Source organism: Caulobacter flavus, assembly GCF_003722335.1.
GTDB lineage: Bacteria > Pseudomonadota > Alphaproteobacteria > Caulobacterales > Caulobacteraceae > Caulobacter > Caulobacter flavus.
On record NZ_CP026100.1, the window covers coordinates 5,223,181 to 5,246,158 of the forward strand.

At 69.4% G+C, this 22,978-nt stretch carries 24 protein-coding genes; 9 read left to right on the forward strand and 15 right to left on the reverse strand.

Annotated elements, in window-relative coordinates:
- Positions 1-43 precede the first annotated feature (43 nt).
- The 6 genes from C1707_RS23890 (at position 44) to C1707_RS23915 (ending at position 4,954) form a co-directional block, all read left to right on the forward strand.
- A complete protein-coding gene (locus C1707_RS23890) occupies positions 44-994 on the forward strand; it encodes a CsgG/HfaB family protein (protein WP_219619873.1) in 951 nt (316 codons plus the stop codon).
- 97 nt (positions 995-1,091) lie between these two features.
- Positions 1,092-1,949, forward strand: coding sequence for a thymidylate synthase (locus C1707_RS23895; RefSeq protein WP_101713687.1), 858 nt, complete (start codon positions 1,092-1,094; stop codon positions 1,947-1,949).
- 39 nt (positions 1,950-1,988) lie between these two features.
- Positions 1,989-2,507, forward strand: a complete 519-nt coding sequence (locus tag C1707_RS23900) for a dihydrofolate reductase (RefSeq protein WP_101713686.1) — start codon at positions 1,989-1,991, stop codon at positions 2,505-2,507.
- Positions 2,504-2,875 carry a hypothetical protein gene (locus tag C1707_RS23905; protein ID WP_101713685.1) on the forward strand — a complete coding sequence of 124 codons (372 nt, stop codon included), beginning with the start codon at positions 2,504-2,506 and terminating at the stop codon, positions 2,873-2,875. Before C1707_RS23900 ends, C1707_RS23905 begins: the two co-directional genes overlap by 4 nt.
- 7 nt (positions 2,876-2,882) lie before the next feature.
- Positions 2,883-3,959, forward strand: a complete 1,077-nt coding sequence (locus C1707_RS23910) for an NAD(P)H-dependent flavin oxidoreductase (protein ID WP_101713684.1) — start codon at positions 2,883-2,885, stop codon at positions 3,957-3,959.
- 83 nt (positions 3,960-4,042) lie between these two features.
- Positions 4,043-4,954: an SMP-30/gluconolactonase/LRE family protein gene (locus C1707_RS23915; protein WP_101713683.1), complete on the forward strand. Its 912-nt coding sequence runs from the start codon at positions 4,043-4,045 to the stop codon at positions 4,952-4,954.
- 170 nt (positions 4,955-5,124) lie between these two features.
- Here C1707_RS23915 and C1707_RS23920 read toward each other — a convergent pair whose 3' ends face one another.
- Both C1707_RS23920 and C1707_RS23925 read right to left on the reverse strand, forming a co-directional pair.
- On the reverse strand, positions 5,125-6,216 hold the full coding sequence (locus C1707_RS23920; protein ID WP_101713682.1) for an NADH:flavin oxidoreductase: 1,092 nt from the start codon (positions 6,214-6,216) through the stop codon (positions 5,125-5,127).
- Between the two features lie 124 nt (positions 6,217-6,340).
- Positions 6,341-6,631: a putative quinol monooxygenase gene (locus C1707_RS23925; protein WP_101713681.1), complete on the reverse strand. Its 291-nt coding sequence runs from the start codon at positions 6,629-6,631 to the stop codon at positions 6,341-6,343.
- A 98-nt stretch (positions 6,632-6,729) separates the two neighbouring features.
- Between C1707_RS23925 and C1707_RS23930 the strand changes: the two genes are divergently transcribed.
- A complete protein-coding gene (locus C1707_RS23930) occupies positions 6,730-7,041 on the forward strand; it encodes a DUF6966 domain-containing protein (RefSeq protein ID WP_101713680.1) in 312 nt (103 codons plus the stop codon).
- An 8-nt stretch (positions 7,042-7,049) separates the two neighbouring features.
- On the opposite strand, the gene C1707_RS23935 is transcribed toward C1707_RS23930, so the two are convergent.
- Positions 7,050-7,352 (reverse strand): hypothetical protein, encoded by a 303-nt coding sequence (locus C1707_RS23935; RefSeq protein ID WP_180896930.1) that lies wholly within the window; start codon positions 7,350-7,352, stop codon positions 7,050-7,052.
- A 124-nt stretch (positions 7,353-7,476) separates the two neighbouring features.
- On the reverse strand, positions 7,477-8,172 hold the full coding sequence (locus C1707_RS23940; protein WP_101713678.1) for a J domain-containing protein: 696 nt from the start codon (positions 8,170-8,172) through the stop codon (positions 7,477-7,479).
- A gap of 294 nt (positions 8,173-8,466) precedes the next feature.
- Here C1707_RS23940 and C1707_RS23945 point away from each other — a divergent pair, with 294 nt between their 5' ends.
- Positions 8,467-9,333 (forward strand): hypothetical protein, encoded by an 867-nt coding sequence (locus tag C1707_RS23945; RefSeq protein WP_101713677.1) that lies wholly within the window; start codon positions 8,467-8,469, stop codon positions 9,331-9,333.
- A gap of 127 nt (positions 9,334-9,460) precedes the next feature.
- On the opposite strand, the gene C1707_RS23955 is transcribed toward C1707_RS23945, so the two are convergent.
- The 10 genes from C1707_RS23955 to C1707_RS24000 form a co-directional block, all read right to left on the reverse strand.
- The gene (locus tag C1707_RS23955) at positions 9,461-10,909 is read right to left on the reverse strand and encodes a GH1 family beta-glucosidase (protein ID WP_101713676.1); all 1,449 of its coding nucleotides are present in this window, start codon (positions 10,907-10,909) and stop codon (positions 9,461-9,463) included.
- A gap of 209 nt (positions 10,910-11,118) precedes the next feature.
- Entirely contained in the window at positions 11,119-13,788 is a 2,670-nt protein-coding gene (gene metH / locus C1707_RS23960; protein WP_101713675.1) for a methionine synthase, read from the reverse strand.
- Entirely contained in the window at positions 13,785-14,186 is a 402-nt protein-coding gene (locus C1707_RS23965; protein ID WP_101713674.1) for a DUF4259 domain-containing protein, read from the reverse strand. The genes metH and C1707_RS23965 overlap by 4 nt, the downstream gene beginning before the upstream one ends.
- A 2-nt stretch (positions 14,187-14,188) precedes the next feature.
- Positions 14,189-15,190: a D-alanine--D-alanine ligase family protein gene (locus C1707_RS23970; protein ID WP_101713673.1), complete on the reverse strand. Its 1,002-nt coding sequence runs from the start codon at positions 15,188-15,190 to the stop codon at positions 14,189-14,191.
- 14 nt (positions 15,191-15,204) lie between these two features.
- Positions 15,205-16,281 carry a homocysteine S-methyltransferase family protein gene (locus C1707_RS23975; RefSeq protein ID WP_101713672.1) on the reverse strand — a complete coding sequence of 359 codons (1,077 nt, stop codon included), beginning with the start codon at positions 16,279-16,281 and terminating at the stop codon, positions 15,205-15,207.
- Positions 16,278-17,138 (reverse strand): CAU/MBL1b family subclass B3 metallo-beta-lactamase, encoded by an 861-nt coding sequence (gene blaCAU / locus C1707_RS23980; protein ID WP_101713671.1) that lies wholly within the window; start codon positions 17,136-17,138, stop codon positions 16,278-16,280. The genes C1707_RS23975 and blaCAU overlap by 4 nt, the downstream gene beginning before the upstream one ends.
- Positions 17,135-18,085, reverse strand: a complete 951-nt coding sequence (metF, locus tag C1707_RS23985; protein ID WP_101713670.1) for a methylenetetrahydrofolate reductase [NAD(P)H] — start codon at positions 18,083-18,085, stop codon at positions 17,135-17,137. Before metF ends, blaCAU begins: the two co-directional genes overlap by 4 nt.
- Positions 18,082-19,059 (reverse strand): ArsR/SmtB family transcription factor, encoded by a 978-nt coding sequence (locus tag C1707_RS23990; RefSeq protein WP_101713669.1) that lies wholly within the window; start codon positions 19,057-19,059, stop codon positions 18,082-18,084. The genes metF and C1707_RS23990 overlap by 4 nt, the downstream gene beginning before the upstream one ends.
- Before the next feature lie 139 nt (positions 19,060-19,198).
- Positions 19,199-19,564, reverse strand: a complete 366-nt coding sequence (locus C1707_RS23995; RefSeq protein ID WP_101713668.1) for a VOC family protein — start codon at positions 19,562-19,564, stop codon at positions 19,199-19,201.
- Between the two features lie 29 nt (positions 19,565-19,593).
- The gene (locus C1707_RS24000; protein ID WP_101713667.1) at positions 19,594-20,553 is read right to left on the reverse strand and encodes a 2-hydroxyacid dehydrogenase; all 960 of its coding nucleotides are present in this window, start codon (positions 20,551-20,553) and stop codon (positions 19,594-19,596) included.
- Between the two features lie 256 nt (positions 20,554-20,809).
- Between C1707_RS24000 and C1707_RS24005 the strand changes: the two genes are divergently transcribed.
- Complete coding sequence (locus C1707_RS24005) at positions 20,810-21,238, forward strand: hypothetical protein (RefSeq protein WP_101713666.1); 429 nt, start codon at positions 20,810-20,812, stop codon at positions 21,236-21,238.
- 69 nt (positions 21,239-21,307) lie between these two features.
- Here C1707_RS24005 and ettA read toward each other — a convergent pair whose 3' ends face one another.
- The gene (gene ettA / locus C1707_RS24010) at positions 21,308-22,975 is read right to left on the reverse strand and encodes an energy-dependent translational throttle protein EttA (RefSeq protein ID WP_101713665.1); all 1,668 of its coding nucleotides are present in this window, start codon (positions 22,973-22,975) and stop codon (positions 21,308-21,310) included.
- Positions 22,976-22,978 lie beyond the last annotated feature (3 nt).

Consider the following 22,978-nt stretch of genomic DNA (forward strand, 5'->3'; position numbering starts at 1 on the left):
TAGTGTCCGGCCCGAATTCGAAGGGGCCTGGAGGGCGCTGTCTATGTCGATGAAGAAACTCATGCTCGCGGCCGGCGCGATCGTCTGCGTCGCGGCTCCGGTCGAGGCGTTCGCCCAGGCCAAGCCGACCAAGGCCCAGCAGCTGCAGACCCAGGCGCAGGCCGAAGTGCCGCGCTGCACGCGCAAGCTGGGCACGCTGTCAATCATCGACGGCGACGATCCCCGCGGCTGGACCCAGTACAACCTGGCCTCGCCGCAGAAGCTGCTGCGCGCCATCGTCCAGAAGTCGGGCTGCTTCAACTTGGTCGACCGGGGCGCTGGCCTCAACGCCGCCCAGATCGAGCGCAACATCGGCGGCAATCTGGGCCTGCAGCGCGGCTCCAACGTCGGCCAGGGCCAGATCAAGGCCGCCGACTACGTGCTGGTGGCCGAAGTGCAGGCCAGCGACAGCAACGCCGGCGGCGGCGCGGTGGCCGGCGCCATCGGCGGCCTGATCGGCGGCCGGGCCGGCGCGCTGGTCGGCGGCATCAAGACCAAGAAGCTGGAAGCCAACACCGTCCTGTCGCTGACCAACGTCCGCACGACCGAGACCGTGGCCGTCCAGGAAGGCTACGCCGTGAAGAACGACATCGGCTGGGGCGCGGGCGGCGGCATCGGCTTCGCCGGCGCTGTCGGCGGCGGCTACGAAGACACCGAGATCGGCCGCATCATCACGCTGGCCTTCATCAACAGCTACTCCAAGATGGTCGGCGAACTGGGCCTGGTCGGCGACAGCGCCGCCTCGGCGCAGGCCGCCCCGACCAAGTCGTTCGTGGCCACGCGCGTCGTCAACATGCGCGCCACCCCGGTGGCCGCCGGCAAGCTGATCCGCGCCCTGCCGGCCGGCTCGATCGTCTATCCCACCGGCAAGAAGCAGGAACTGTGGTGGGAAGTGGCCGACGAGAACGACAACGTCGGCTGGGTGCTGAACACGGGCCTGGAGCCCGGCAAGTAAGCCGCTCCGCCATCTAGACGAGAACGCCCCGCCGGCTCGCCGCGCGGGGCGTTTTTGTGATTGGCCACGGGCTCGATTCGTCGCGATTGTGCGCCCCATGACCACCGCCGTCCTCGACGCCCCGAAAGCCGCCGCCGCCGACCATCCCGAGCGGCAGTATCTCGCCCTGCTGGCCGACATCCTCGAGAACGGCGTGCAGCGCGGCGACCGCACCGGCACGGGCACCCTGGGCGTTTTCGGCCGCCAGATCCGCTTCGACCTTTCGAAGGGCTTCCCGGTCCTGACCACCAAGAAGCTGCACCTGCGCTCGATCATCATCGAGCTGCTGTGGTTCCTGAGGGGCGAGACCAACATCGCCTGGCTCAAGGACAACGGCGTGCGCATCTGGGACGAATGGGCCGACGAGAACGGCGAGCTCGGCCCCGTCTACGGCAAGCAATGGCGCTCGTGGGCGACGCCCGCCAAAGACGGAAATGGCGGCCAGTCGATCGACCAGATCGTCAACCTGGTCGAAGGCCTGAAGACCAACCCCAACAGCCGCCGGCATATCGTGTCGGCCTGGAACCCGGCCGACGTCGAGGACATGGCCCTGCCGCCCTGCCACTGCCTGTTCCAGTTCTTCGTGGCTGATGGAAAGCTGTCCTGCCAGCTCTACCAGCGCAGCGCCGACGTGTTCCTGGGCGTGCCGTTCAACATCGCCAGCTACGCCCTCCTGACCCTGATGGTCGCCAAGGTCGTGGGCCTGCAGCCGGGCGAGTTCGTGCACACCTTCGGCGACGCCCACCTCTACCTGAACCACCTGGACCAGGCCCGCGAGCAGCTGACCCGTGAGCCCTACGCCTTCCCGACGATGAAGATCGCCGACAAGACCGACCTCTTCGCCTTCGAATACGAGGACTTCACGCTGGAAGGCTACGAGGCCCACCCGCACATCAAGGCGGCGGTCTCGGTCTGACCTTCCGCTATCGGCGGCGGGCCGCTAAGACTCGCCGCCATGACCGCCCCCATTCTCACCGTCGGCCCGGTGGCCCGCTCGCTCAACGGCGTCATCGGCCGCGACAACGACCTGCCCTGGCGACTGAAGTCCGACCTTCAGATGTTCAAGGCCGCCACCCTGGGCAAGCCGGTGATCATGGGCCGCAAGACCTGGGACAGCCTGCCCAGGAAGCCCCTGCCCGGCCGGCTGAACATCGTGCTGACCCGCGACCACAAGTTCGAGGCCGAAGGCGCGGTGGTCTGCGACACCTGGTCCGAGGCCGTGCAGATCGGCAAGGAGCAGGCCGCAGAGGACGGCGTCGAGGAGGTCTGCGTGATCGGCGGCGCGGCTCTGTTCGCGCTGGCCCTGCCTCGCGCCAAGCGCATCTACGTCACCGAGGTCCAGGCGCAGGTCGAGGGCGACGTGGCCTTCCCCGCCTTCGACGAGAGCGCCTGGACCGAGGTGCGCCGCGAGGAGCGCCCTGCTGGCGAGGGCGACGACTATCCATTCGTGTTCCGCGTGCTGGAGCGCAAATGAGCGCCCTGCTGGCCGCCTTCGTCCTGGCCCAGGCCGCGTCCGCGACGCCGCCCTCCGCCGACGCGCGCCAGGCCGCTCGCGACAAGGCCGCCGAGATCGTGGTGGTCGCGGTCAAGCACGTGGGCGTTCCGCGCGGCGTGCGCGGCCGCTGCTCCGTGGCCGCCGAGGTGGTCCGCGCCGAGCCGGGCGTGAAGCTGAAGGTCGGCGCCGCCTTGCGTCTTTCGGTGCCCTGCGCCGCCCCCGGCGCCAGCGGCTCCGACGTCGAGCACGGCGTCGACAAGGCCGCCCTTCAGCGTTCCAGCTACGGCCGGGCGTTCTTCGACGAGCGCCTGAAGCTGATCGCCTACGACCTCTTCGACCTGAACTGAGATTGCCATGAGCGCCTGGACCGACCGCCGGCTGATCGACCTTCTCGGCGTCGCGGCGCCGGTGCTCCAGGCGCCGATGGCCGGCGCCACCACCCCCGCCATGGCCATCGGCGCGGCGCGCGGCGGCGGCCTGGGCGCGCTGGCCTGCGCCCAGTACACGCCCGACCAGGCCCGCGCGGCGATCGCCGAGTTCCGGGCCGCCGTCGACGCCCCGCTGAACCTGAACTTCTTCGCCCACGCCGCCCCGGCGCCCGATCCGGCGCGGATGATGGCCTGGCGCGCCCGGCTGGCGCCCTACTATGTCGAGGCGGGCCTGGATCCCGCGCCTGCGCCGCCGATCGGCGGCCGCGCGCCCTTCGACGAGGCCTTCTGCGCCCTGGTCGAGGATCTGCGCCCCGAGGTCGTTAGCTTCCACTTCGGCCTGCCCGATCCGGCCCTGCTCGACCGCGTGCGGGCTTCCGGCGCCAGGATTCTGTCCTCGGCCACCACCGTCGCCGAGGCGGTCTGGCTGGAGGTCAACGGCGCCGACGCCGTCATCGCCATGGGAGCCGAGGCCGGCGGCCATCGGGCCACCTTCCTGCCGGGCTTCGGCGAGGCGATCGACAACCGCCTGGACACCGCCGCCCAGCCCGGCCTTTTCGCCCTGCTGCCGCAGGTGGTCGCGGCCGTCTCGGTTCCGGTGATCGCCGCCGGCGGCGTGGCCGAGGCGCGCGGCGTCGCGGCCGCGCGGGCCTTGGGCGCGGCCGGCGTGCAGGTCGGCACGGCTTATCTGTTCACGCCGGAAGCCAGGATCCCGCCCGCCCATCGCGTCGCCCTCGACGCGGCGCGTGACGACAACACCATGATCACCGACGTCTTCACCGGCCGCCCGGCCCGCGGCGTGGCCAACCGCCTTATGCGCGAGGTCGGGCCGATCGGCGGCCACGTCGTGCCGCCCTTCCCGCTGGCCGGCGGCGCCCTGACGCCGCTGCGCCAGGACGGAACCAACGGCGACTTCACCAACCTCTGGGCCGGCCAGTCGGCGCGCCTGGCGCCGCGCGACCTCGACTCGGAAGACCTGACCCGGATGCTCGCCGGCGCCTGAGACGCTTGCGGCCGGGTTCAAACGAACGTTTACTCGACTTCCAGGCGTCCGCTCAGAGACGCCCATCCAGGGAGCGAGACGACATGGACCTGACCCTCGTCGCCGAAGGCCTGCAGTTTCCCGAAGGCCCGGTCGCCATGGCAGACGGCTCGGTGCTGCTGGTCGAGATCCAGCGCCGGACCCTCACCCGCATCACCCCCGACGGCGCCCGCGAGACGGTCGCCGACCTGGGCGGCGGCCCCAACGGCGCGGCCATCGGCCCGGACGGCGCGGTCTATGTCACCAACAACGGCGGCAGCTTCGAGTTCTTCGACATGGGCGGCCTGAACATCCCCGGCCCCACCCCCGCCAGCCATGAGGGCGGCTCGATCCAGCGGGTCGACCTTTCGACCGGCGCGGTGACCACCCTCTACGAGGCCTGCGACGGCAAGCGCCTCGTCGGCCCCAACGACATCGTCTTCGACCGGCAGGGCGGCTTGTGGTTCACCGACCACGGCTGCTCGACGCCCGACGGCCGCAGATACGGCGCGTTGTACTACGCGCGCACCGACGGCAGCCGCATCGTCCGCGCTCGCGACCACCTGATCTCGCCCAACGGCGTGGGCCTGTCGCCGGCCGAGGACGTGGTCTACGTGGCCGACACCATGCTGGGACGCCTGTGGGCCTTCGACGTGGCCGCGCCCGGCGAACTGGTCCCGCCCGCGCCGCTGCAGCCCGGCCGCGTGGTCTGCAACCTGCCGGGCTACCAGCTGCTCGACAGCCTGGCGGTCGAGGCCGACGGCCGGGTGTGCGTGGCGACGATCATCAACGGCGGAATCACCGCCTTCTCGCCCGACGGCGCGACCGAGCACGTGCCCGTGCCCGACGTGATCACCACCAACCTCTGCTTCGGCGGCGCCGACATGCAGGACGTATGGATCACCGCCTCGGGGACGGGGAAGCTCTGGCGCGGGCGGTGGAACCGGCCGGGGCTGAGGCTGAACTACAACGGCTGAGCCGAAGGAAGGCGCTCGCCCTCACGGCGAACCTCCCCCTGTGGGGGTGGTGATCGCGTAGCGATCGGTGGGGGGGAGTTCCCGCTGGTGTTCAGACGCATTGGCGACTGAAAATATCCCCCCACCGGCCTTCGGCCGCCTCCCCCAGAGGGGGAGGTTCCTTTGACTGGCTAGTACAGAACCCCCAGCGCCTCGCGGCTGAAGTTCTGCAGTTCGTCGGTGCGGCCGTCGCGGATCTTCACCACCCACTCCGGATCCTGCAGCAGGGCGCGGCCGACGCCGACCAGGTCGAACTCGCCGCGGTCGAGACGCTCGAGCAGGCCGTCGATCGAGGCCGGCTGGCTGCCCTCGCCGCCGAAGGCCGCGATGAATTCGCCCGACAGGCCCACCGAGCCGACGGTGATGGTCGGGGCGCCGGTCAGCTTCTTGGTCCAGCCGGCGAAGTTGAGGTCGGAGCCTTCGAACTCCGGCTCCCAGAACCTGCGTTGCGAGCAGTGGAAGATGTCGGCGCCGGCGTCGGCCAGCGGCTGCAGCCAGGCTTCCAGCGCCTGGGGCGTCTCGGCGTTCTTCACCGCATAGTCCTGCTGCTTCCACTGCGACAGGCGGATGATCACCGGATAGTCGGGACCGACGGCCGCGCGGACGGCCTTCAGGATCTCGGCGGCGAACCTGCTGCGCTCGGCGATGCTGGGACCGCCGAAGGTGTCGTCGCGCAGGTTGGTGCCGTCCCAGAAGAACTGATCGATCAGGTAGCCGTGGGCGCCGTGCAGCTCGATGGCGTCGAAGCCCAGGCGCTTGGCGTCGGCCGCGGCGGTGGCGAAGGCGGCGATGGTGTCGGCGACGTCGCTGTCGCTCATCGGCTCGGTGAACTGGCCGCCGCCGGCCTTGGACACGCCCGAGGGGCTGTCGACCTTGCCCAGTTGCGCCGGCCCCTTGGCCGAGCCGACGTGCCACAGCTGCGGCGCGATCAGGCCGCCGACCGCGTGCACCTCGTCGACGACCTTCTTCCAGGCCGCCAGTTCCTTCTCGCCATGGAAGCGCGGCACGTTGGCGTCGTTCAGAGAGGCCGGCCGGGCCACGCCCGTGCCCTCGGTGACGATCAGGCCCACCTGCGCCGCCGCACGGCGGGCGTAGTAGGCGGCGACGTCGTCGGTCGCCACCCCGCCGGGCGAGAACGAGCGGGTCATCGGGGCCATCACCACCCGGTTGGGCAGCTTCAGCGACTTGAATTCGAACGGCTTGAAAAGGGCTTCGAGGGCCATGGGGCGCTCCGGAGGGCGAGGAGTTTCGCGAACAAGTTAAACGGTCGTTTTCAGGTTCGCGCCATACAGAAAAACTGCAACGGTTGCGGTTATCTGGGGAGCGCCCGTCGCCTTGGGAAGGCTCCTACTCCACCGCGTCGAGATATTCGATCTCGGGCCGCCCGGCCAGGAACGGCGCCATGGCCGCGCCGGAGGCCTTGAAATAGTCGGTTCCGCCGTGATGCTTCAGCGCGTCGGCGGAAGCGTAGAGCTCCAGCACCTTGTAGACCCCGGCCTCGGCCTTGGACTTCGTCAGCTGGTAGACGATCGCGCCCGGCTCGTTGGCCTTCACCTTGGCCGCCAGGTCGAGGAACACCGCCTCGAACTCGCCCGTCTTGTCCGGCTGCACCTTCAGGGTCGCCACCACGCCGATCATGCTTTCCCCCCAACAGTTGTTTGAACGGGAGGTTGGACGACGACGAGCGGCGAAGGCAAGCGTTTCCTACAACCAGGCCAGACCCTAAGCTTGACCACATGCTGTGGTTTCTCGATCGCTGGAAAAGCTTGACCTCGCGGGTAGACGAGATCGCTCGCCTGTTGCGCACGCATGGAGAGCCTGAGTGGGCCGGCGATCTGCAGGACATGGCCCGGCGCGTTCGAAGACGCGACGACTACGGCCTCGAGGCGTTTCTCCGCTGCTTCGGCGGCGCCGGGACGCTCAATCACATCGTCCTGATCGGGAATGGAAGAGCGTCGCCCCAGGCGAACGCGCGATTGCGCCGGCTGTTATCGAAAACCTCGACCCAGGCGTCACGGCTCAGCCGCGACGTCGACAAGGCCCGATAACTGGAAGACTAGCGCCGTTCGTTCCAGCCGTAGGCGACCCACGAGTGGCCGCCGACATTGCGGGCCTCGATCAGGTTGGGATCGGCGGACGCCTTGGCGCGGGCGGCCTGGCGGCGGCCGCGCAGGGCGAAGGCGGCCAGACCCAGAAGCGCGGTGGCCATGAAACCCACCACCACCAGGGTCGCGGCGAACACCACCGCCACGACGGCTGCCACCGAGACCGCGATCGCCGTGGCCACGCCGCCGACCACCGCGGCCAGACCGCGCCAAGCCGAAGAGTGCGTCGCGCCGATGTTCGCGCCCAGGGTCATGGTCATCGTCGTCCTCGATCGGCGCCGGGGCGCCCAGAATCTCCGTCCTCGTCCCTTAGGTTGGCTCTGGAGGTCTGAACGTCAACTGAACACCCATTGGGTTCAATCACAAAGACTTTTCCGTTCAACCCGCGGCGGCCAGCCCGAGTTCCCGCCGCTCGCGCATGACGGTGCTGAACGCGGCGTTGATTGCGGCGGCCTTGGCCTCGGCCACCTCGATGAACTCGGCCGGCAGGCCGCGCGCCCGGGCCCGGTCGGGGTGGGCGTCCGACAGAGCCGACTTCCAGGCCCGGCGCACCGCCTCGTCCTCGGCGTCGGCCGGCACGTCGAGGATCACGTAGGGATCGTCGGCCCCGGCCCCCAGGTGGGTGGCGCTGAGGCGGCGGAACGCCAGCGGCGACAGGCCGAACAGCTCGGCCACCCGCTCCAAGTAGTCGAGCTCGTCCTGGGTCACCGCGCCATCAGCCTTGGCGATGTGGAACAGGCCGTCGAGCACGTCCTCCAGCAATTGCGGGCACGAGCGATAGCGCTTGGCCAGCCGCTTGGCGTAGCTCTCGAAGCCGTGCGTGGTCTGGCGAGCCAGGTCGTACAGGCGGTGGATGTTCTGCTCCGACGCCGGGTCGGGATGGAAGACCTGCGAGAAGGCCGCGAACTCGTGGCCGTCGGCGCTGCCGTCGGCCTTGGCCAGCTTGGCGCCGAGCGCCGTCACGGCCGTCGAGAAGGCCGGATCCTGCCCCGGAGGCCCCGGCGGACACTCCGCGCATTCCGCCAGGTCCAGCCGGCGGGCCGCGATGCTTGCGATGTTGCGCCAGAAGGTCATGCGGGAATTCTAATGCCGGCGGGTCTTGGAAGATACGGATCGGGGCGCGGCCAGGATGCCGCACCGGAGGGGCCTTCTAGCATACGCATCGCACGCGACCCACCCGGCGATTGCTGCATCGCACATGTAAACTTGTTCAGAATTGTCGCCATCTTCGGAGCCATCCGGCGTCTTCGTCGTTATGGCTGAGCTTGACGCGCGACTTTGACCATTCGGCGCCATGCTGAGGTCCCAATGCGGCCCGAAATGATCTAGTCAGCTCTACTGACGCTACCGAAAAGGATTCCCGGCCGTATGGCGACCGCCCTTCTCTTCGCTCTCGCCCTTATGGCGCAGGACGCGCCCGTGACCACCGCCGCCCCTCCCCCGCGCACCCAGCCCGCCGCTACGCCGCCGACCGACGAGTACGGCTACATCGCCTGGTGCTACGGCGCGCTCAGCGGCTATGTCGACCTGTACGACAAGGTCATGCCCGAGGTGACGCGTATCGAGAAGGCGTTTCCCGGCCCCGACGGCGCGGCCGCCGCGCTGAAGGAATATCCGGCGATGCGCATCCAGGCGCGCTCGGACCTGAAGGTCTACGCCTCATCGATCACCGCCGCCGAAAAGGCCAGCCCGCGCCCGATCTCGGAGTACGGCGCGGCCGCCATGAAGAAGGGCCGCTCGATCTGGGGCGGTTCGGAAGCCGTCGACAAGGCGCGCCTGGCCCAGGTGTGGATGAGCTGGTCGCCGCCGGGCGACTGCGAGACCCGCGCCAAGACGCTGGAGACCAAGTCCAACCTGCTGGGCCAGGCCCTGAACTACAACGTCAAGAGCGCCGTGCCGGTCGAGCCGCAGGCTGCTCCGGAGCCCGAACCGCAAGCCGCGCCGCCTTCGCCGCCCGCAGAGACGCTCAACGAGACGCCCGCGCCGGCCAAGATCGAAGCCTCGGCTCCCGCCGCGCCCGCGCCCAAGCCCGCCGTCCAGAAGCCTGTGGCGAAGCCGGTTTCCACGGCCGCGAAGCCGGCCGCCAAACCCCTGACGCCGATCGGCTCGACCCCGGCCAAGCTGCCGGCCAGCCGCGAGATCATCATCGACCCGGCCAACCCGCAGGCCTGCGCCGGCAGCCTCGTCCCCGCCAAGCGCGGCGGCAAGGACGTGCTGATCTGCAAGCCTGACTGAGGCGGCGCAGACCCCCTCCGGCCCTCCGGGGCACCCTCCCCAGAGGGGGAGAATCTGAAGCGCCAAGATGCTCCCCCTCTGGGGGAGCTGTCGCGGAGCGACTGAGGGGGGCGCCGCCAGGCGCTCCTCACGGCGCCGTCGGCAGGACCCCGCTCCGCGCCAGCGCCGCGTACCAGGCGTAGGACGCCTTGGGCTTGCGCGCCCCGCTCGTCCGGTCGTGGCTGACCAGCCCGAACTTCGAGCGATAGCCCAGCGCCCATTCCCAGTTGTCGACGAGGCACCAGGCGAAGAACCCCTTCACGGGCGAGCCCGCCTCCATCGCCCCCTTCACCGCCTGCAGGTGCCGGCGCAGGAAGGCGATGCGGAAGGTGTCGGCCTGGATCGCCTTGCCGTCGCCGAACGGGTCCGAACAGCCGTTCTCGGTGACGAACACCGGCGGATTGCCGTACTCGACCCGCAACCGCGTCAGCACTTCCAGCAGGCCCGACGGATCGACGTGCCGGCCGAAGGCGTCGCGCTCGGCGCCTCTGGGCGGATCGGCCGGCTTGATCTTGCCCGGCGACAGCGGCGCCAGGCGCATGTAGGCCGGCGCATAGTAGTTCACCCCCATGAAGTCGACCTTCTGGCGGATGGTCGCCAGGTCCTCCGGGCGCACCCGGTCGCCCAGGAACTCGTTCATCTCGTCGGGGTACTCGCCCTTCAGCAGGGGATCGAGCCAGGCCCGGTTCCACAGGGCGTCCAGCCCATCCGAGGCCAGCCGGTTCCAGAACGCCAGGCCGCCGCCCGCAGGCCGGCACGGCTGCAGGGCCAGGGTGGTGCCGATCGACAGGTCGCCGTGCGCGGCGCGCAGGGCCTGGATCGCCATCCCTTGCGCCAGGTTCATGTGGTGGGTCACCGGCCCCAGCAGGGCCACGTCCTTGAACCCCGGCGCGTGCTCGCCGGTGACGTGGCCGAACACGGTGTGCACCGCCGGCTCGTTCAGCACGATGATCTTCTTGAGCCGGTCGCCCAGCCGCTCGCCGATCAAGGCGGCATAGTCGGCGAAGGCCTTGGCGCTGTCGCGGCTGGCCCAGCCGCCGTGATCCTGCACGGCCTGCGGCAGGTCCCAGTGGAACAGCGTGGCGTAGGGCGTCACGCCCTTCTCCAGCAGCCGGTCGACCAGGCGGCTGTAGTGGTCGACCCCGGCCTGCGCCACCGCTCCCGCCCCGGTCGGCAGCACCCGCGACCACGAGATCGAGAACCGGTAGGCCCCCATGCCGGCGCCGGCCACCAAGTCGACGTCCTCGGCCCAGCGGCGATAGCTGTCGGTGGCGACCTTGGCGTTCGAGCCGTCGATGATCTTGCCTGGCTGGTCCTGGAACACGTCCCAGACGCTGGGCCCGCGCCCGTCGGCCGTGGGCGAGCCCTCGGTCTGGAAGGCCGCGCTGGCCGTGCCCCAGACGAAATCCTTGGGGAAGTCGCGCGACCTGGGCCGGACTTCGCCGCCCTTGGGTCCGGCGCATCCCGCCAGCCCCGCCGCCGTTCCCCCTACCGCCAACGCGCCCAGCGCGCGACGGCTGACGCCGCTCCCGTTCATCGCCCCACTCCCCTAGGGTCGTTCATTGAGGAGAGGATGACCTGAAAGCCGACGACTTGGCCAGAGCGCCCCTCCCCCTGAAGGGGGAGGTGTCGGCGAAGCCGACGGAGGGGGAAGTCGTTGCGAGATGGAGGACGTCAGCGGAAGCTGAAAACGTCCCCCCTCCGGCCCTGCGGGCCACCTCCCCCAGAGGGGAGGATCTGGGCGCCCTAAGCCGCCTCGCCCCGCGCCCGCGCGTGCGGGTCGTAGTTGAGGATGGGCGAGAGCCAGCGCTCGGTCGTGGCCAGGTCCCAGCCCTTGCGGCGGGCGTAGTCCTCGACCTGGTCGAAGTCGATCTTGCCGACCCCGAAATAGTGGCTCTGCGGATGGCTGAAATAGAGGCCCGACACGGCCGCGCCGGGGCTCATGGCGAAGCTTTCGGTCAGGGCCATGCCGGTGGCGGCCTCGGCGTCCAGCAGGCGGAACAGCGTGCCCTTCTCGGTATGGTCGGGCTGGGCCGGATAGCCGGGCGCTGGGCGAATGCCCTGGTACTTCTCGGCGATCAGGCGGTCGGCGTCGAAGCCCTCGTCGGGCGCGTAGCCCCACAGCTCGACGCGGGCCTTGTGGTGCAACCATTCGGCGAAGGCTTCGGCCAGGCGGTCGGCCAGGGCCGAGGCCATGATCGCGCTGTAGTCGTCGCCGGCGTCCTTGAAGCGCTTGACGATCTCGTCCTCGCCATGGCCCGCCGTGACGGCGAAGCCGCCGACATAGTCGGCCGGGCCGCCCACGGGCGCGACGAAGTCCGACAGGGCGAGGTTCGCCTTGCCCGCGCCCTTGTCCATCTGCTGGCGCAGGGTGTGCAGGCGGGCGATCTCGACCGTGCGGGTCTCGTCGGCATAGAGCACGACGTCGTCCTCGGCGGCCTGGGCCGGCCAGAAGCCGATCACGCCCTTGGCCCCGAACCACTTCTCGGCGATCACTTGGTCGAGCATGGCGCGGGCGTCGCGGTAGAGGTCGGTGGCGGCCTCGCCGACCACGTCGTCTTCCAGGATCTGCGGATAGCGGCCGATCAGTTCCCAGCTGGCGAAGAACGGCGACCAGTCGATGAACGGCTCCAGCTCGGCGAGGCTGGGCTCGAACGTCCGTGCGCCGGTGAACAGCGGCTTGGGCGGCGTGTAGCCCTTCCAGTCGATGGCGAACTTGCGCTTGCGGGCCTCGCTGATGGCTGTGCGGGCCTTGACCGTCTGGCCGCGGGCGTACTGCTCGCGCACCTTGACGTATTCGGCGCGGGTCTCGCCGACGACGCGGTCCTTTTCGGTGGGCGAAAGCAGCGAGGAGACCACGCCCACCGCCCGGCTCGCGTCGACGACATAGGTCGTCGGGCCGCGGCGATAGGCCGGCTCGATCTTCACCGCCGTGTGGGTGCGGCTGGTGGTGGCCCCGCCGATCAGCAGCGGGATGTCGAAGCCCTGGCGCTCCATCTCGGCGGCCACGAACACCATCTCGTCCAGCGACGGGGTGATCAGGCCCGACAGGCCGATCATATCGACCTCGTGCTTCTTGGCTTCGTCGAGGATTCGGTCGGCGGGCACCATCACGCCCAGGTCGACGACCTCGTAGTTGTTGCACTGCAGCACGACGCCGACGATGTTCTTGCCGATGTCGTGGACGTCGCCCTTGACGGTGGCCATCAGCACCTTGCCGGCGGCCTTGCGCTCCTGGCCCTCCTTCTCGGCTTCCATGAACGGCATCAGCCAGGCCACGGCCTGTTTCATGACGCGAGCCGACTTCACCACCTGCGGCAGGAACATCTTGCCCGCGCCGAACAGGTCGCCGACGACGTTCATGCCGTCCATCAGCGGGCCTTCGATGACGTGCAGCGGACGGTCGAACGACAGGCGCGCTTCTTCGGTGTCGGCCTCGATGAACTCGGTGACGCCGTTGACCAGGGCGTGGGTGATGCGCTCGGCGACGCTGCCCTCGCGCCAGGCCAGGTTGACCTGCTGGGCCGCGCCCTTCTCGCCCTTGTAGCCGGGCGCCATGTCGACCAGGCGCTCGGTGTTGGAGACGTTGGTCCGCTGCGGGCGGTTGAGGATCACATCCTCGACGGCCTCGCGCAGCACCGGGTCGATGTCGTCATAGACCGGCAGGTCGCCGGCGTTGACGATGCCCATGTCCATGCCGGCGTTGATGGCGTGGTACAGGAACACCGAGTGGATCGCCCGGCGCACCGGCTCGTTGCCGCGGAAGCTGAAGGACACGTTCGACACCCCGCCCGAGATCCGGGCGAAGGGGCAGCGGGCCTTGATCTCGCGCGTGCCTTCGATGAAGTCGACGGCGTAGTTGTCGTGTTCCTCGATCCCGGTCGCCACGGCGAAGATGTTGGGGTCGAAGATGATGTCCTCGGGCGGGAAACCGACCTTGTTCACCAGGATGTCGTAGGCCTTGGTGCAGATCTCGATCTTGCGGGCGGCGGTGTCGGCCTGGCCGACCTCGTCGAAGGCCATGACCACCACGGCCGCGCCGTAGCGCAGGCACAGCTTGGCCTGCTCGACGAACTTGGCCTCGCCTTCCTTCATCGAGATCGAGTTGACGATCGCCTTGCCCTGCACGCACTTCAGGCCGGCCTCGATCACCTCCCACTTGGAGCTGTCGATCATCACCGGCACGCGGGCGATGTCGGGCTCGGCCGCCATCAGGTTCAGGAAGGTGACCATCGCCTGCTCGCTGTCGAGCAGGCCTTCGTCCATGTTGACGTCGATGACCTGGGCGCCGGCTTCCACCTGCTGACGGGCGACCGACAGGGCCTCGGCGAAGTTGCCCTCGACGATCAGCTTCTTGAACTTGGCCGAACCGGTGACGTTGGTCCGCTCGCCGATGTTGACGAAGACAGGTCTCATTGGGATGCGCTCAGGATGGTCTGCAGGCCGGCGATGTGGGTCAGCCAGGCGTCGTGCGCGTCGCCTTCCTGCCAGAGTTCGTCGATTTCGGAGGCGGGAGCGACCACGCGGGCCAGGGCCGCGCGCGCCAGCCGGACCAGCCCCTCGGGCGGCGCGCCCAGGGCGTCCTTGAGGCCGTGCTGGTCCTCGGGCAGTACGGCGACGTCGCCGGCGCAGGCCGCCACGATGGCCGCCGCGGCCACGGCCATCTCGCCCTCGGGGGCCTCCAGATAACCGGCGGCCTTGGTCACGTGCTCGAGGATCCGCGTCACCGTGCGCCAGTCCGGCGCCTGCGCCAGGTCCTCGATGAAGTCGGCCGCCTCGTCGTTGTCGAACGGTCCGTTGTCCCAGGCGCCCATGATCAGGCCGCCGTCTCGGCTTGCCTGGCGCGCGCCTCGGCCAGGGCCAGCTGGCCCTTGAGGAAGGTAGCGATCTCGATCCCCTGGGCCTTCAGCGCCTTGGGATACAGCGACGAGGCCGTCAGGCCCGGCAGGGTGTTGGTCTCCAGATAGACGAGGCCATGCTCGCCGACGATGAAGTCGGTGCGCGAATAGCCGCGGCAGCCCAGGGCGGCGTGGGCCTTCAGGGCCTGGTCCTGCAGGGCGGCGTTGATCGCCTCGCCGAAGGTCGCCGGGCAGATCTCCTCGGTGTCCTTGGCCAGGTACTTGGACTTGTAGTCGAACTTGCCGGCCGACGGACGAATCTCGACCGGCGGCAGGGCGAACACCCGGCCGTCCTGCTCCAGCACGCCGCAGGTGGCCTCCAGGCCGGCGACGAACGGCTCGATGACGTAGGGCATCTCCTTGGCCGCCTGGGCGACGGCATCCAGGTCGGTGGGCGCGTCGACGAAGATCAGGCCGTAGCTCGAGCCGTCCTCGGCCGGCTTGGCGATCAGGCGGCCGTACTTGGCCAGAGCGGCCGGCGCGTTCTCCAGGGCGATGCTCTCGGGAACCGAGACGCCGGCCTGCGCGACCACGTCCTTGGCCGCCGTCTTGCTGAACGCCAGACGGCTGGCCTGCGCGCCCGAGCCGGTGAAGGCCACGCCGCGCGTCTCGCACAGGGCCTGCAGGCCCCCGTCCTCGGCGAAGCCGCCATGCAGGCTCAGCAGCAGGGCGCGGTCCTCGCGGGCCGCGACGTCCAGGGCCGTCTCGATGTCGCCGATCGGCGCGCCTTCGGTCGGCAGGTCCAGCTCGAACGGACGCTCGTGGCCCAGCAGCACCGCCTGGCTGGCGTTGTAGACCTGGCCGTCCGGGGCCCAGAACCACAGGTCGGCCTCGGGCAGCACGCGGGTCAGGCCCTGGGCGCTGGCCACGGCCACGAGACGCTCGCGGCTGGGGCCGCCGAAAAGAATGGTGGTGCGCATCGTCTCGTACTCGATCAGGCCAGCTCGAAGGGTTCCAGGCCCGCCAGGCGCATGGCCTTCGGGCGCTCCGGAATAGCGCGAGGCGCGACGCCGCGCACCTCGTCCGCGACATGGCGGATATGGTCGGGGGTGGTGCCGCAGCAGCCGCCCAGGATGTTGACCAGGCCGTCCTTGGCCCATTCGTGCAGGGCGTGGCCGGTCTCGTGCGGCTCCTCGTCGTACTCGCCCATGGCGTTGGGCAGGCCGGCGTTGGGATAGGCCGCGACCAGAGTGTCGGCGATGCGGGCCATCTCGGCGATGTGTGGGCGCATCAGATCCGCGCCCAAGGCGCAGTTGAAGCCGACGGCGAACGGCTTGGCGTGCTTGACCGAGTTCCAGAACGCCTCGGCGGTCTGGCCCGACAGGGTGCGGCCCGAGCGGTCGGTGATCGTGCCGCTGATCCAGATCGGCAGCTCCTCGTGGCCCTCGTCGCGCCAGTCGAGGATCGCCTTGATGGCGGCCTTGCAGTTGAGGGTGTCGGTGATGGTCTCGATCAGGAACAGGTCGACCCCGCCCTGGTACAGGGCGTCCACCTGCTGGCGATAGGCCTGGTAGACCTGGTCGAAGGTCACCTTGCGCGCGCCCGGATCGTTCACGTCCGACGACATCGACAGCATGACGTTCAGCGGCCCGATCGAGCCGGCGATGAACTTCGGACGCTCGGGGTTTTCGGCGTTCCAGCGGTCGGCCACCTGGCGGCCGATCCTGGCGCCTTCCAGGTTGATGTCCCAGACGTCCTGCTCGCCCAGGCGATAGTCGGCCTGGGCGATGGTGGTGCCCGAGAAGGTGTTGGTCTCGGAGATGTCGGCGCCGGCGGCGAAATAGGCGTCGTGAAGTTCGGCCACGAGATCGGGCCGCGTCAGGCACAGGATGTCGTTGTTGCCCTTCATCTGGCCGTCGAAGTCGGCGAAGCGCTCGGCGCGGTAGTCGGCCTCGGTCAGCTTCTTCTTCTGGAACATCACGCCCCAGGAGCCGTCGAGGATGAGGATGCGCTCCTTGGAGGCGGCCTTGAGGGCGGCCACGCGGTTCGCACGAATGGAGAGGTCGGTCATTTGGCGGCTCCCTGCTGGCGCGCCAGTTCCTGGTTGAACCGGGTCTCGTAGCCGTCGACGAAGCGGGTCAGCTCGGTCGGATCGATGAAGGCGTCGGCGTCGCCGCGCAGCTGCTTCTGGCGCTTGGCCAGTAGGTCGCCCTGCTCCTCGTGGCTGGGCAGCATCACGTCGGTCGGGATGGCCCGCAGCGCCGCGAAGCTGGCGCGGTAGTCGGCGACGATGGACTTGTGGCCCTGGTTGCCGACCAGCACGTTGCCGGCCACCGACAGCGAACACGGGAAGGTCACGTTCAGCGCCCGCCCCTTCTCGACCACCTGGGTGGTCCAGCTGGTGCAGCCGATGGTGTGGCCGGGCGTCAGGTGGGCGACCAGGGTCGTCCCGCCCATCTTCAGCTTGGTCTCGTCGCCGAAGGCCTTGTCGACCTTCACGGCCGGGAAGGCCGTCGGGCCGTTGGCGTTGTCGCCGAAGTGGCGGCCCTTCTCCAGGGCCGGCTTGTCGCCCCGCGAGGCCCACAGCTTGGCGCCGGTGTCGGCCTTCAGCTGGGCCAGGCCGCCGGCATGGTCGTAGTGGGCGTGGGTGTTGATCAGCACCTTCACGTCCGTGGGTTTGAAGCCCAGGGCCTGGATGTTGCGCTCGATCAGCTTGCCGCCCTCGGCCGACGGTCCGCCGTCGAGCAGCACATGGCCTTCCGAGGTGGTGATCAGCCAGGCAGACAGACCTTCGGAGCCGACATAGTAGATGTTGCCCGCCACCCGGTACGGCTTGATCGGCCGAGTCCAGTTGGCGTTGTCGTCGGCGCGGGCGACGGCGCCCGTCGACGCCAGCCCCAGCGCCAGGGCGAAGACCAGGGCCCTCATGCGGCCGCCTCGTGGGCCGGCGCGTTCTCGCGCACGCCCAGCACCCGGCAGATGGCGTAGACGAGGTCGGCGCGGTTTAGCGTGTAGAAGTGGAAGTCGTTGAAGCCCTGCTCCTGCAGCTTGGCGCACATCTCGGTCGCCACCGAGCAGGCGATCAGGCGGCGGGTCTCCGGATCCTCGTCCAGCCCCTCGAACAGGTTGGCCAGCCACGACGGCACCGTGGTCTGGCACGCGGCCGACATGGTCTTGAGGCCCTTGAAGTTGGTCACCGGCATGATGCCCGGCACGATCGGGATGGTGATCCCGGCCGCGCGCGCCTTGTCGACGAAGCGCAGGAAGGCGTCGATGTCGAAGAAGAACTGGCTGATGCCCAGGGTCGCGCCGGCGTCCACCTTGGCCTTCAGCACGTCGATGTCGTGATCCAGCGACGGGCTCTCGGGGTGCTTCTCGGGATAGACCCCGACCAGCACCTCGAACGGCGCGACGCCGCGCAGCGCCGCCGTCAGCTCGGTGGCGTTCCTGTAGCCGTCCTCGCGCGGCACGTAGACCCCGCCGATGCCGCCCTCGCCCGGAGGCGGGTCGCCGCGCAGCGACACGACGTGGCGCACGCCGATGTTCCAGTAGTCGTGGATCACCTCGTCGACCTCGGCGCGGCTGGCGCCGACGCAGGTCAGGTGCGCGGCCGGCTTCAGGCTGGTCTCGTCGAGGATGCGCTTGACGGTGCGGTGGGTGCGCTCGCGGGTCGAGCCGCCGGCGCCGTAGGTCACCGAGACGAAGGCCGGGTCCAGCGGGGCCAGGCGGGTGATCGCCTCCCACAGGTTGGCTTCCATCTTCTCGGTCTTGGGCGGGAAGAACTCGAACGACACGCGCGGACGCACCGCGCCGACGGGGCGCTCGCCGGCGCGAGCCACCGGCCCGATCACGCGGCGGGTGGGCGGCAGGGTCATGCGGCGGTCCTTTCGGCGAGGGCCGCGCCGGGTCGCCGGGCGGTCCAGATCTTGACGGTCAGCCCCTCGGCCGAGGTCGGCGGCAGGGCGATGTTGGTTTCGGGAACGAGGCCGGCGGCTTCGATCCACGGCAGGATCTCGTCGTCGGCGAAGCCCAGGCGGCGATGCTGGTGGGCCTCGCGCAGGAACTCGTGGTCGTGGGGGGCGAAGTCGGCGATCAGCAGCAGGCCGCCGGGGGCCGCCAGGCGCGCGGCCTCGGTCACGGCGGCGGCGGGATCGCCCAGGTAATGCAGCACCTGGTGCACGGTGACGAGGTCGGCGCAGCCGCCCGGCAGGCCGGTGTCGAAGATGTCGCCGTGGCGCAACTCGCAGGCCGTCAGCCCGGCCTTGGCCACCTCGTCGCGGGCGATGTTCAGCATCTGCTGCGACAGGTCCAGCCCCAGCGCGTTCACCGCCCGTCCGCCGAGCAGCGTCAGCATGCGGCCCGCGCCCGCGCCCAGGTCGACCATCTCGTCGAAGGGGCCCTCGCCCGTCGCCCGCAGGATGGCCGCCTCGACCTCCTTCTCGTCGACGTAGAGCGAGCGGATCTCGTTCCAGCGCGCGGCGTTGCGCGCGAAATAGGCCTGGGCGCCGGCCGAGCGCTCGGCCCGCACGGCGGCCAGCTGGCCCGCGTCGCCCTGGACGACGGCGTCGTCGGCCTGGATCAGCGCCAACGCCGCGGCGACCACCGCCCCGCCGCCGGACGTGCCGGCCAGGCGATAGAACACCCAGGCGCCGTCGGGAAAGCGTTCGACCAGCCCGGCCTCGGCCAGCAGCTTCAGGTGGCGGGAGACGCGCGGCTGGCTCTGGTCAAGGATCCGGCACAGTTCGAGCACCGAAAGCTCCTCCACGGCCAGCAGCGCGAGGATGCGCAGACGGGTGCTTTCGCCCGCCGCCCGCAGTACGTCGACAACCTGTTCGCTCGATAGCGCCATAGGGATATAAAGATATCTTTATGTCCGATTTGGCAAGCGAATTTTGCGGTGACGCGGCGCTCCATATCCCGTCGCGCGGAGATCAAAAAGCCCCTTGGCTCAGCCGAAGCGCGGAGATCGGGGATAAATCTTCCAATCCTCAGCCTTCGGCGGCCGGCTGCCACAGCTCCACCTTGAAGCCCGCCGGATCCACCAGCCAGGCGAAGCGGCCATACTCCTCGTCCTGCCGCCCGGTCGGCTCGACGCCCTCGCCGGCGGCCTTGGCCAGCACGCCGTCGAGGTCGTCGACGATCAGGTTGATCATGAACGGCGCGGTCGAGGGTTCGAAATAGCGGGTGTCGGCCGGAAACGGCGACCAGTTGGTCATGCCGACCTTGGGGTGGGCGAACATCGCCCCGCCCCAGTCCTCGACCTTGATCCCCAGCACCCGCGCGTACCAGGCGGCGAGCCCCTTGGGATCCTCCGCCTTGAAGAACACGCCGCCCAGACCCAGCACCTTGGCCATGCGATCCCCTTTTCCCTGTCGTGATGGTCTCAGGCCGCCACGGGGCTGGCCAGCGGCTCGCCGTGGAAGTAGCGGCGCAGGTTCTCCACGGTCAGGTTGACCATGGCCGGAATGCTGTCGAGCGTCGCGCCCGCCGTGTGCGGGGTCAGCACCGTGTGCGGCACGTCGGCCCAGCGCGACGGAGGGGTCGGTTCGTGCTCGAACACGTCCAGGGCGGCCATGCCCAGGCGTCCGTCCTTGAGGGCGGCGACCAGGGCGTCCTCGTCGACCAGCGAGCCGCGCGAGACGTTGACCAGCAGGCCCTGCGGCCCCAGGGCGTCGATGACCCCGGCGTTGACCAGGTGGCGGTTGCTGGCGTCCGGCCGGGCGCAGACCACCAGGATGTCGCTGTCGCGGGCCAGCGACAGCAGGCTTTCGGCGCGCGGCCAGTTGGCCTCCTTGGGGCGCGGGCCCCACCAGGCGACCTTGACGTCGAAGGCTTCGAGCCGGCGGGCCACGGCCTCGCCGATGTGGCCCAGGCCGATGATCCCCGCCTTGCGGCCGCGCAGGCCATGGCGCGCGCCCATCCGGTCCATCGAGGTCCAGCGGCCGGCCCGCACCCGGCGATCACCCTCGGCGATGCCGCGCCACGCCGAAAGCAGCAGGCCCAGGGCGTGGTCGGCCACGTCGCCGGCGTTAAGCCCCACCGAATGGGTCACCGCCAGGCCATGCCCCCGGCACCAGGGCACGTCGACGCCGTCATAGCCGGCGCTGACGCAGGCGATCAGGCCAAGTCGCGGCATTTCCGACAGCAGGTCGCGCGGCAGCACCATCTCGCCGGCATGGACGATGGCCTGCACCTGCTTGCCCGGCCCCTCCAGGAAAGCCAGGCGATCGGGATAGTCCCACAGGCGATGGACCTCGTACGCGCCTTCGAGCAGCGGCTGCATCGGCAGCAGCATCTCGTGCGAGAGGACGATGTGGGGCTTCACGACGGGGGTCTGCGGCATGCTGCTTCTCCAATCCCGGCGCGCGGCGGACTGCCTCCGCCGCCGATCCGCGGGACGATCGTTCTTGCTGGGGCCAAGCTACTCCTCTGGCGTCCGCGCGCCAGCACTAGAGCACGCGACGCACGAACATCTGAGGCGCCGCTCTCAACCCGCCATGGGCGCCGCGGGCTCCGCACCCGGCCAAGCTGTGAACACCTCGACGCGGAAGGGGTTTCACCATCTGGCGCCGAGAACGGCGCATTAGGGAGAAACTCTCATGTTGAAGAAGATTTTCCTGGCGGGCGCCGCGCTCGCCATGGTCGCGTCCGGTGCGGCGATAGCCGGTCCGAAGGGCAAGGCCGCGACCACGGGCGCCTCGCCCAAGCAGCCGATCCCCTACACCCAGCTCGACGCCTACACCAAGGCCACGCCCAAGCAGCGGGCCGCCAAGGACTGGTCCGCCGGCGAGGCGGCGACCGGCGCCTCGACCGACACCTCGGCGACCCTGCCGCCGGCTTCGACCACCGGCTCGATGTCTGGCGACGCGGCCGCCAGCACGGCGGTGAACCCGCCTTCGAACGATCCCCCGCCCGCGATGCCGGCCACCCCGCCGACCAACACGCCGCCAGACGACATGATGGCTCCCAACCCCGGCTCCAACCTGCCGGGCTCCGACCCCAACCTGCCGCCGAAGGAACCGAAGTAAGCGGACAAAGCAAAAGGGGCGGCCCCGATGGAGCCGCCCCTTCTTTTCGTCTTCGACCGAAGCTGGCCCTTAGCGGGCGAACTTCTGGAACTTGATCCGCTTGGGGATCAGGCTGTCGGCGCCCAGGCGGCGCTTCTTGTCTTCCTCGTACATCTCGAAGTTGCCTTCGAACCATTCGACGTGGCTGTCGCCCTCGAAGGCCAGGATGTGCGTCGCCAGGCGGTCCAGGAACCAGCGATCGTGGCTGATGACCACGGCGCAGCCGGCGAACTCTTCGAGCGCCTCTTCCAGGGCCTGCAGGGTTTCGATGTCCAGGTCGTTGGTCGGTTCGTCGAGCAGGATCAGGTTGCCGCCGGTGGCCAGGGTCTTGGCCAGGTGGACGCGGTTGCGCTCACCGCCCGACAGCAGGCCGACCTTCTTCTGCTGGTCGCCGCCCTTGAAGTTGAAGCTGCCGACATAGGCGCGGCTGTTGATCTCGCGCTTGCCGACGACCATCACGTCGGTGCCGCCGCTGACTTCTTCCCAGACCGTCTTGTTCGGGTCGAGAGCGTCGCGCGACTGGTCGACATAGGCCAGCTTCACGGTCTCGCCGACCTTGACGGTGCCCTGGTCGGGGGTCTCGCGGCCGGTGATCAGCTTGAACAGGGTCGACTTGCCGGCGCCGTTCGGGCCGATGACGCCGACGATGCCGTTCGGCGGCAGGCGGAACGACAGGTCCTTGAACAGCACCTTGTCGCCGTATTCCTTCTCCAGGCCGGTGACCTCGAGAACCACGTTGCCGAGGCGCGGGCCGGGCGGGATCTGGATGTGGGCCTGGGTCTGGGCGGCGCGGGCGTTCTCCTGCGCGGCGACCATTTCCTCGTACGAGGCCAGACGGGCCTTCGACTTGGACTGACGGGCCTTGGGCGAGCTGCGGACCCATTCCAGTTCGCGGGTGAGCGCGCGCTGGCGGGCTTCGGATTCCGACTGCTCCTGAACGACGCGCTTCTGCTTCTGCTCGAGCCAGCCCGAGTAGTTGCCCTCGTAGGGGATGCCCTTGCCGCGATCGAGCTCCAGGGTCCACTTGGTGACCTGGTCCAGGAAGTAGCGGTCGTGGGTCACCAGGATGACGCAGCCCGGGAACTCTTCCAGGTGGTGCTGCAGCCAGGCCACCGACTCGGCGTCCAGGTGGTTGGTCGGTTCGTCGAGCAGCAGGATGTCGGGCTTGCTGAGCAGCAGGCGGGCCAGCGCGATGCGGCGCTTTTCACCGCCCGACAGCGTCTCGATGTTGGCGTCGTTGGGCGGGCAGCGCAGGGCGTCGATCGCCATCTCGATCTTGGAATCGATGTCCCACAGATCCTTGGCGTCGATGATCTCCTGGAGCTTGGTCATCTCCTCCATCAGCTCGTCGGTGTATTCCTCACCGAGCTGGGCCGCGAGCGCGTTGTACTTGTCGAAGACCTGCTTGTCCTCGCAGTCGGCGATGACGTTGCCCCAGACGTCCAGGGTCGGATCCAGCTGCGGCTCCTGCGGGAGATAGCCGCGCTTGATGCCGTCGGCGGCCTTGGCCTCGCCCGAGAATTCCTTGTCGAGGCCGGCCATGACCTTCAGCAGGGTCGACTTACCCGAGCCGTTGACGCCGACGACGCCGATCTTGGCGTCGGAATAGAACGACAGCCAGATGTTCTCGAAGACCTTCTTGCCGCCGGGATAGGCCTTGGTCAGGCCCTGCATCTGGAAAATGTATTGCTGCGCCATGAG

Bases quoted from the DNA above. Each gene is read 5' to 3' on its own strand.
- C1707_RS23975 (WP_101713672.1), bottom strand. From the start codon at position 16,281: ATGACCGACCTCTCCATTCGTGCGAACCGCGTGGCCGCCCTCAAGGCC.
- C1707_RS23970 (WP_101713673.1), bottom strand. From the start codon at position 15,190: ATGCGCACCACCATTCTTTTCGGCGGCCCCAGCCGCGAGCGTCTCGTG.
- metH (WP_101713675.1), bottom strand. From the start codon at position 13,788: ATGAGACCTGTCTTCGTCAACATCGGCGAGCGGACCAACGTCACCGGT.
- C1707_RS23930 (WP_101713680.1), top strand. From the start codon at position 6,730: ATGCTGTGGTTTCTCGATCGCTGGAAAAGCTTGACCTCGCGGGTAGAC.
- blaCAU (WP_101713671.1), bottom strand. From the start codon at position 17,138: ATGAGGGCCCTGGTCTTCGCCCTGGCGCTGGGGCTGGCGTCGACGGGC.
- ettA (WP_101713665.1), bottom strand. From the start codon at position 22,975: ATGGCGCAGCAATACATTTTCCAGATGCAGGGCCTGACCAAGGCCTAT.
- C1707_RS23945 (WP_101713677.1), top strand. From the start codon at position 8,467: ATGGCGACCGCCCTTCTCTTCGCTCTCGCCCTTATGGCGCAGGACGCG.
- C1707_RS23955 (WP_101713676.1), bottom strand. From the start codon at position 10,909: ATGAACGGGAGCGGCGTCAGCCGTCGCGCGCTGGGCGCGTTGGCGGTA.
- C1707_RS23905 (WP_101713685.1), top strand. From the start codon at position 2,504: ATGAGCGCCCTGCTGGCCGCCTTCGTCCTGGCCCAGGCCGCGTCCGCG.
- C1707_RS23965 (WP_101713674.1), bottom strand. From the start codon at position 14,186: ATGGGCGCCTGGGACAACGGACCGTTCGACAACGACGAGGCGGCCGAC.
- C1707_RS23995 (WP_101713668.1), bottom strand. From the start codon at position 19,564: ATGGCCAAGGTGCTGGGTCTGGGCGGCGTGTTCTTCAAGGCGGAGGAT.
- C1707_RS23920 (WP_101713682.1), bottom strand. From the start codon at position 6,216: ATGGCCCTCGAAGCCCTTTTCAAGCCGTTCGAATTCAAGTCGCTGAAG.
- C1707_RS24000 (WP_101713667.1), bottom strand. From the start codon at position 20,553: ATGCCGCAGACCCCCGTCGTGAAGCCCCACATCGTCCTCTCGCACGAG.
- C1707_RS23895 (WP_101713687.1), top strand. From the start codon at position 1,092: ATGACCACCGCCGTCCTCGACGCCCCGAAAGCCGCCGCCGCCGACCAT.
- C1707_RS23915 (WP_101713683.1), top strand. From the start codon at position 4,043: ATGGACCTGACCCTCGTCGCCGAAGGCCTGCAGTTTCCCGAAGGCCCG.
- C1707_RS23890 (WP_219619873.1), top strand. From the start codon at position 44: ATGTCGATGAAGAAACTCATGCTCGCGGCCGGCGCGATCGTCTGCGTC.
- metF (WP_101713670.1), bottom strand. From the start codon at position 18,085: ATGACCCTGCCGCCCACCCGCCGCGTGATCGGGCCGGTGGCTCGCGCC.
- C1707_RS23935 (WP_180896930.1), bottom strand. From the start codon at position 7,352: ATGACCCTGGGCGCGAACATCGGCGCGACGCACTCTTCGGCTTGGCGC.
- C1707_RS23910 (WP_101713684.1), top strand. From the start codon at position 2,883: ATGAGCGCCTGGACCGACCGCCGGCTGATCGACCTTCTCGGCGTCGCG.
- C1707_RS23900 (WP_101713686.1), top strand. From the start codon at position 1,989: ATGACCGCCCCCATTCTCACCGTCGGCCCGGTGGCCCGCTCGCTCAAC.
- C1707_RS24005 (WP_101713666.1), top strand. From the start codon at position 20,810: ATGTTGAAGAAGATTTTCCTGGCGGGCGCCGCGCTCGCCATGGTCGCG.
- C1707_RS23925 (WP_101713681.1), bottom strand. From the start codon at position 6,631: ATGATCGGCGTGGTGGCGACCCTGAAGGTGCAGCCGGACAAGACGGGC.
- C1707_RS23990 (WP_101713669.1), bottom strand. From the start codon at position 19,059: ATGGCGCTATCGAGCGAACAGGTTGTCGACGTACTGCGGGCGGCGGGC.
- C1707_RS23940 (WP_101713678.1), bottom strand. From the start codon at position 8,172: ATGACCTTCTGGCGCAACATCGCAAGCATCGCGGCCCGCCGGCTGGAC.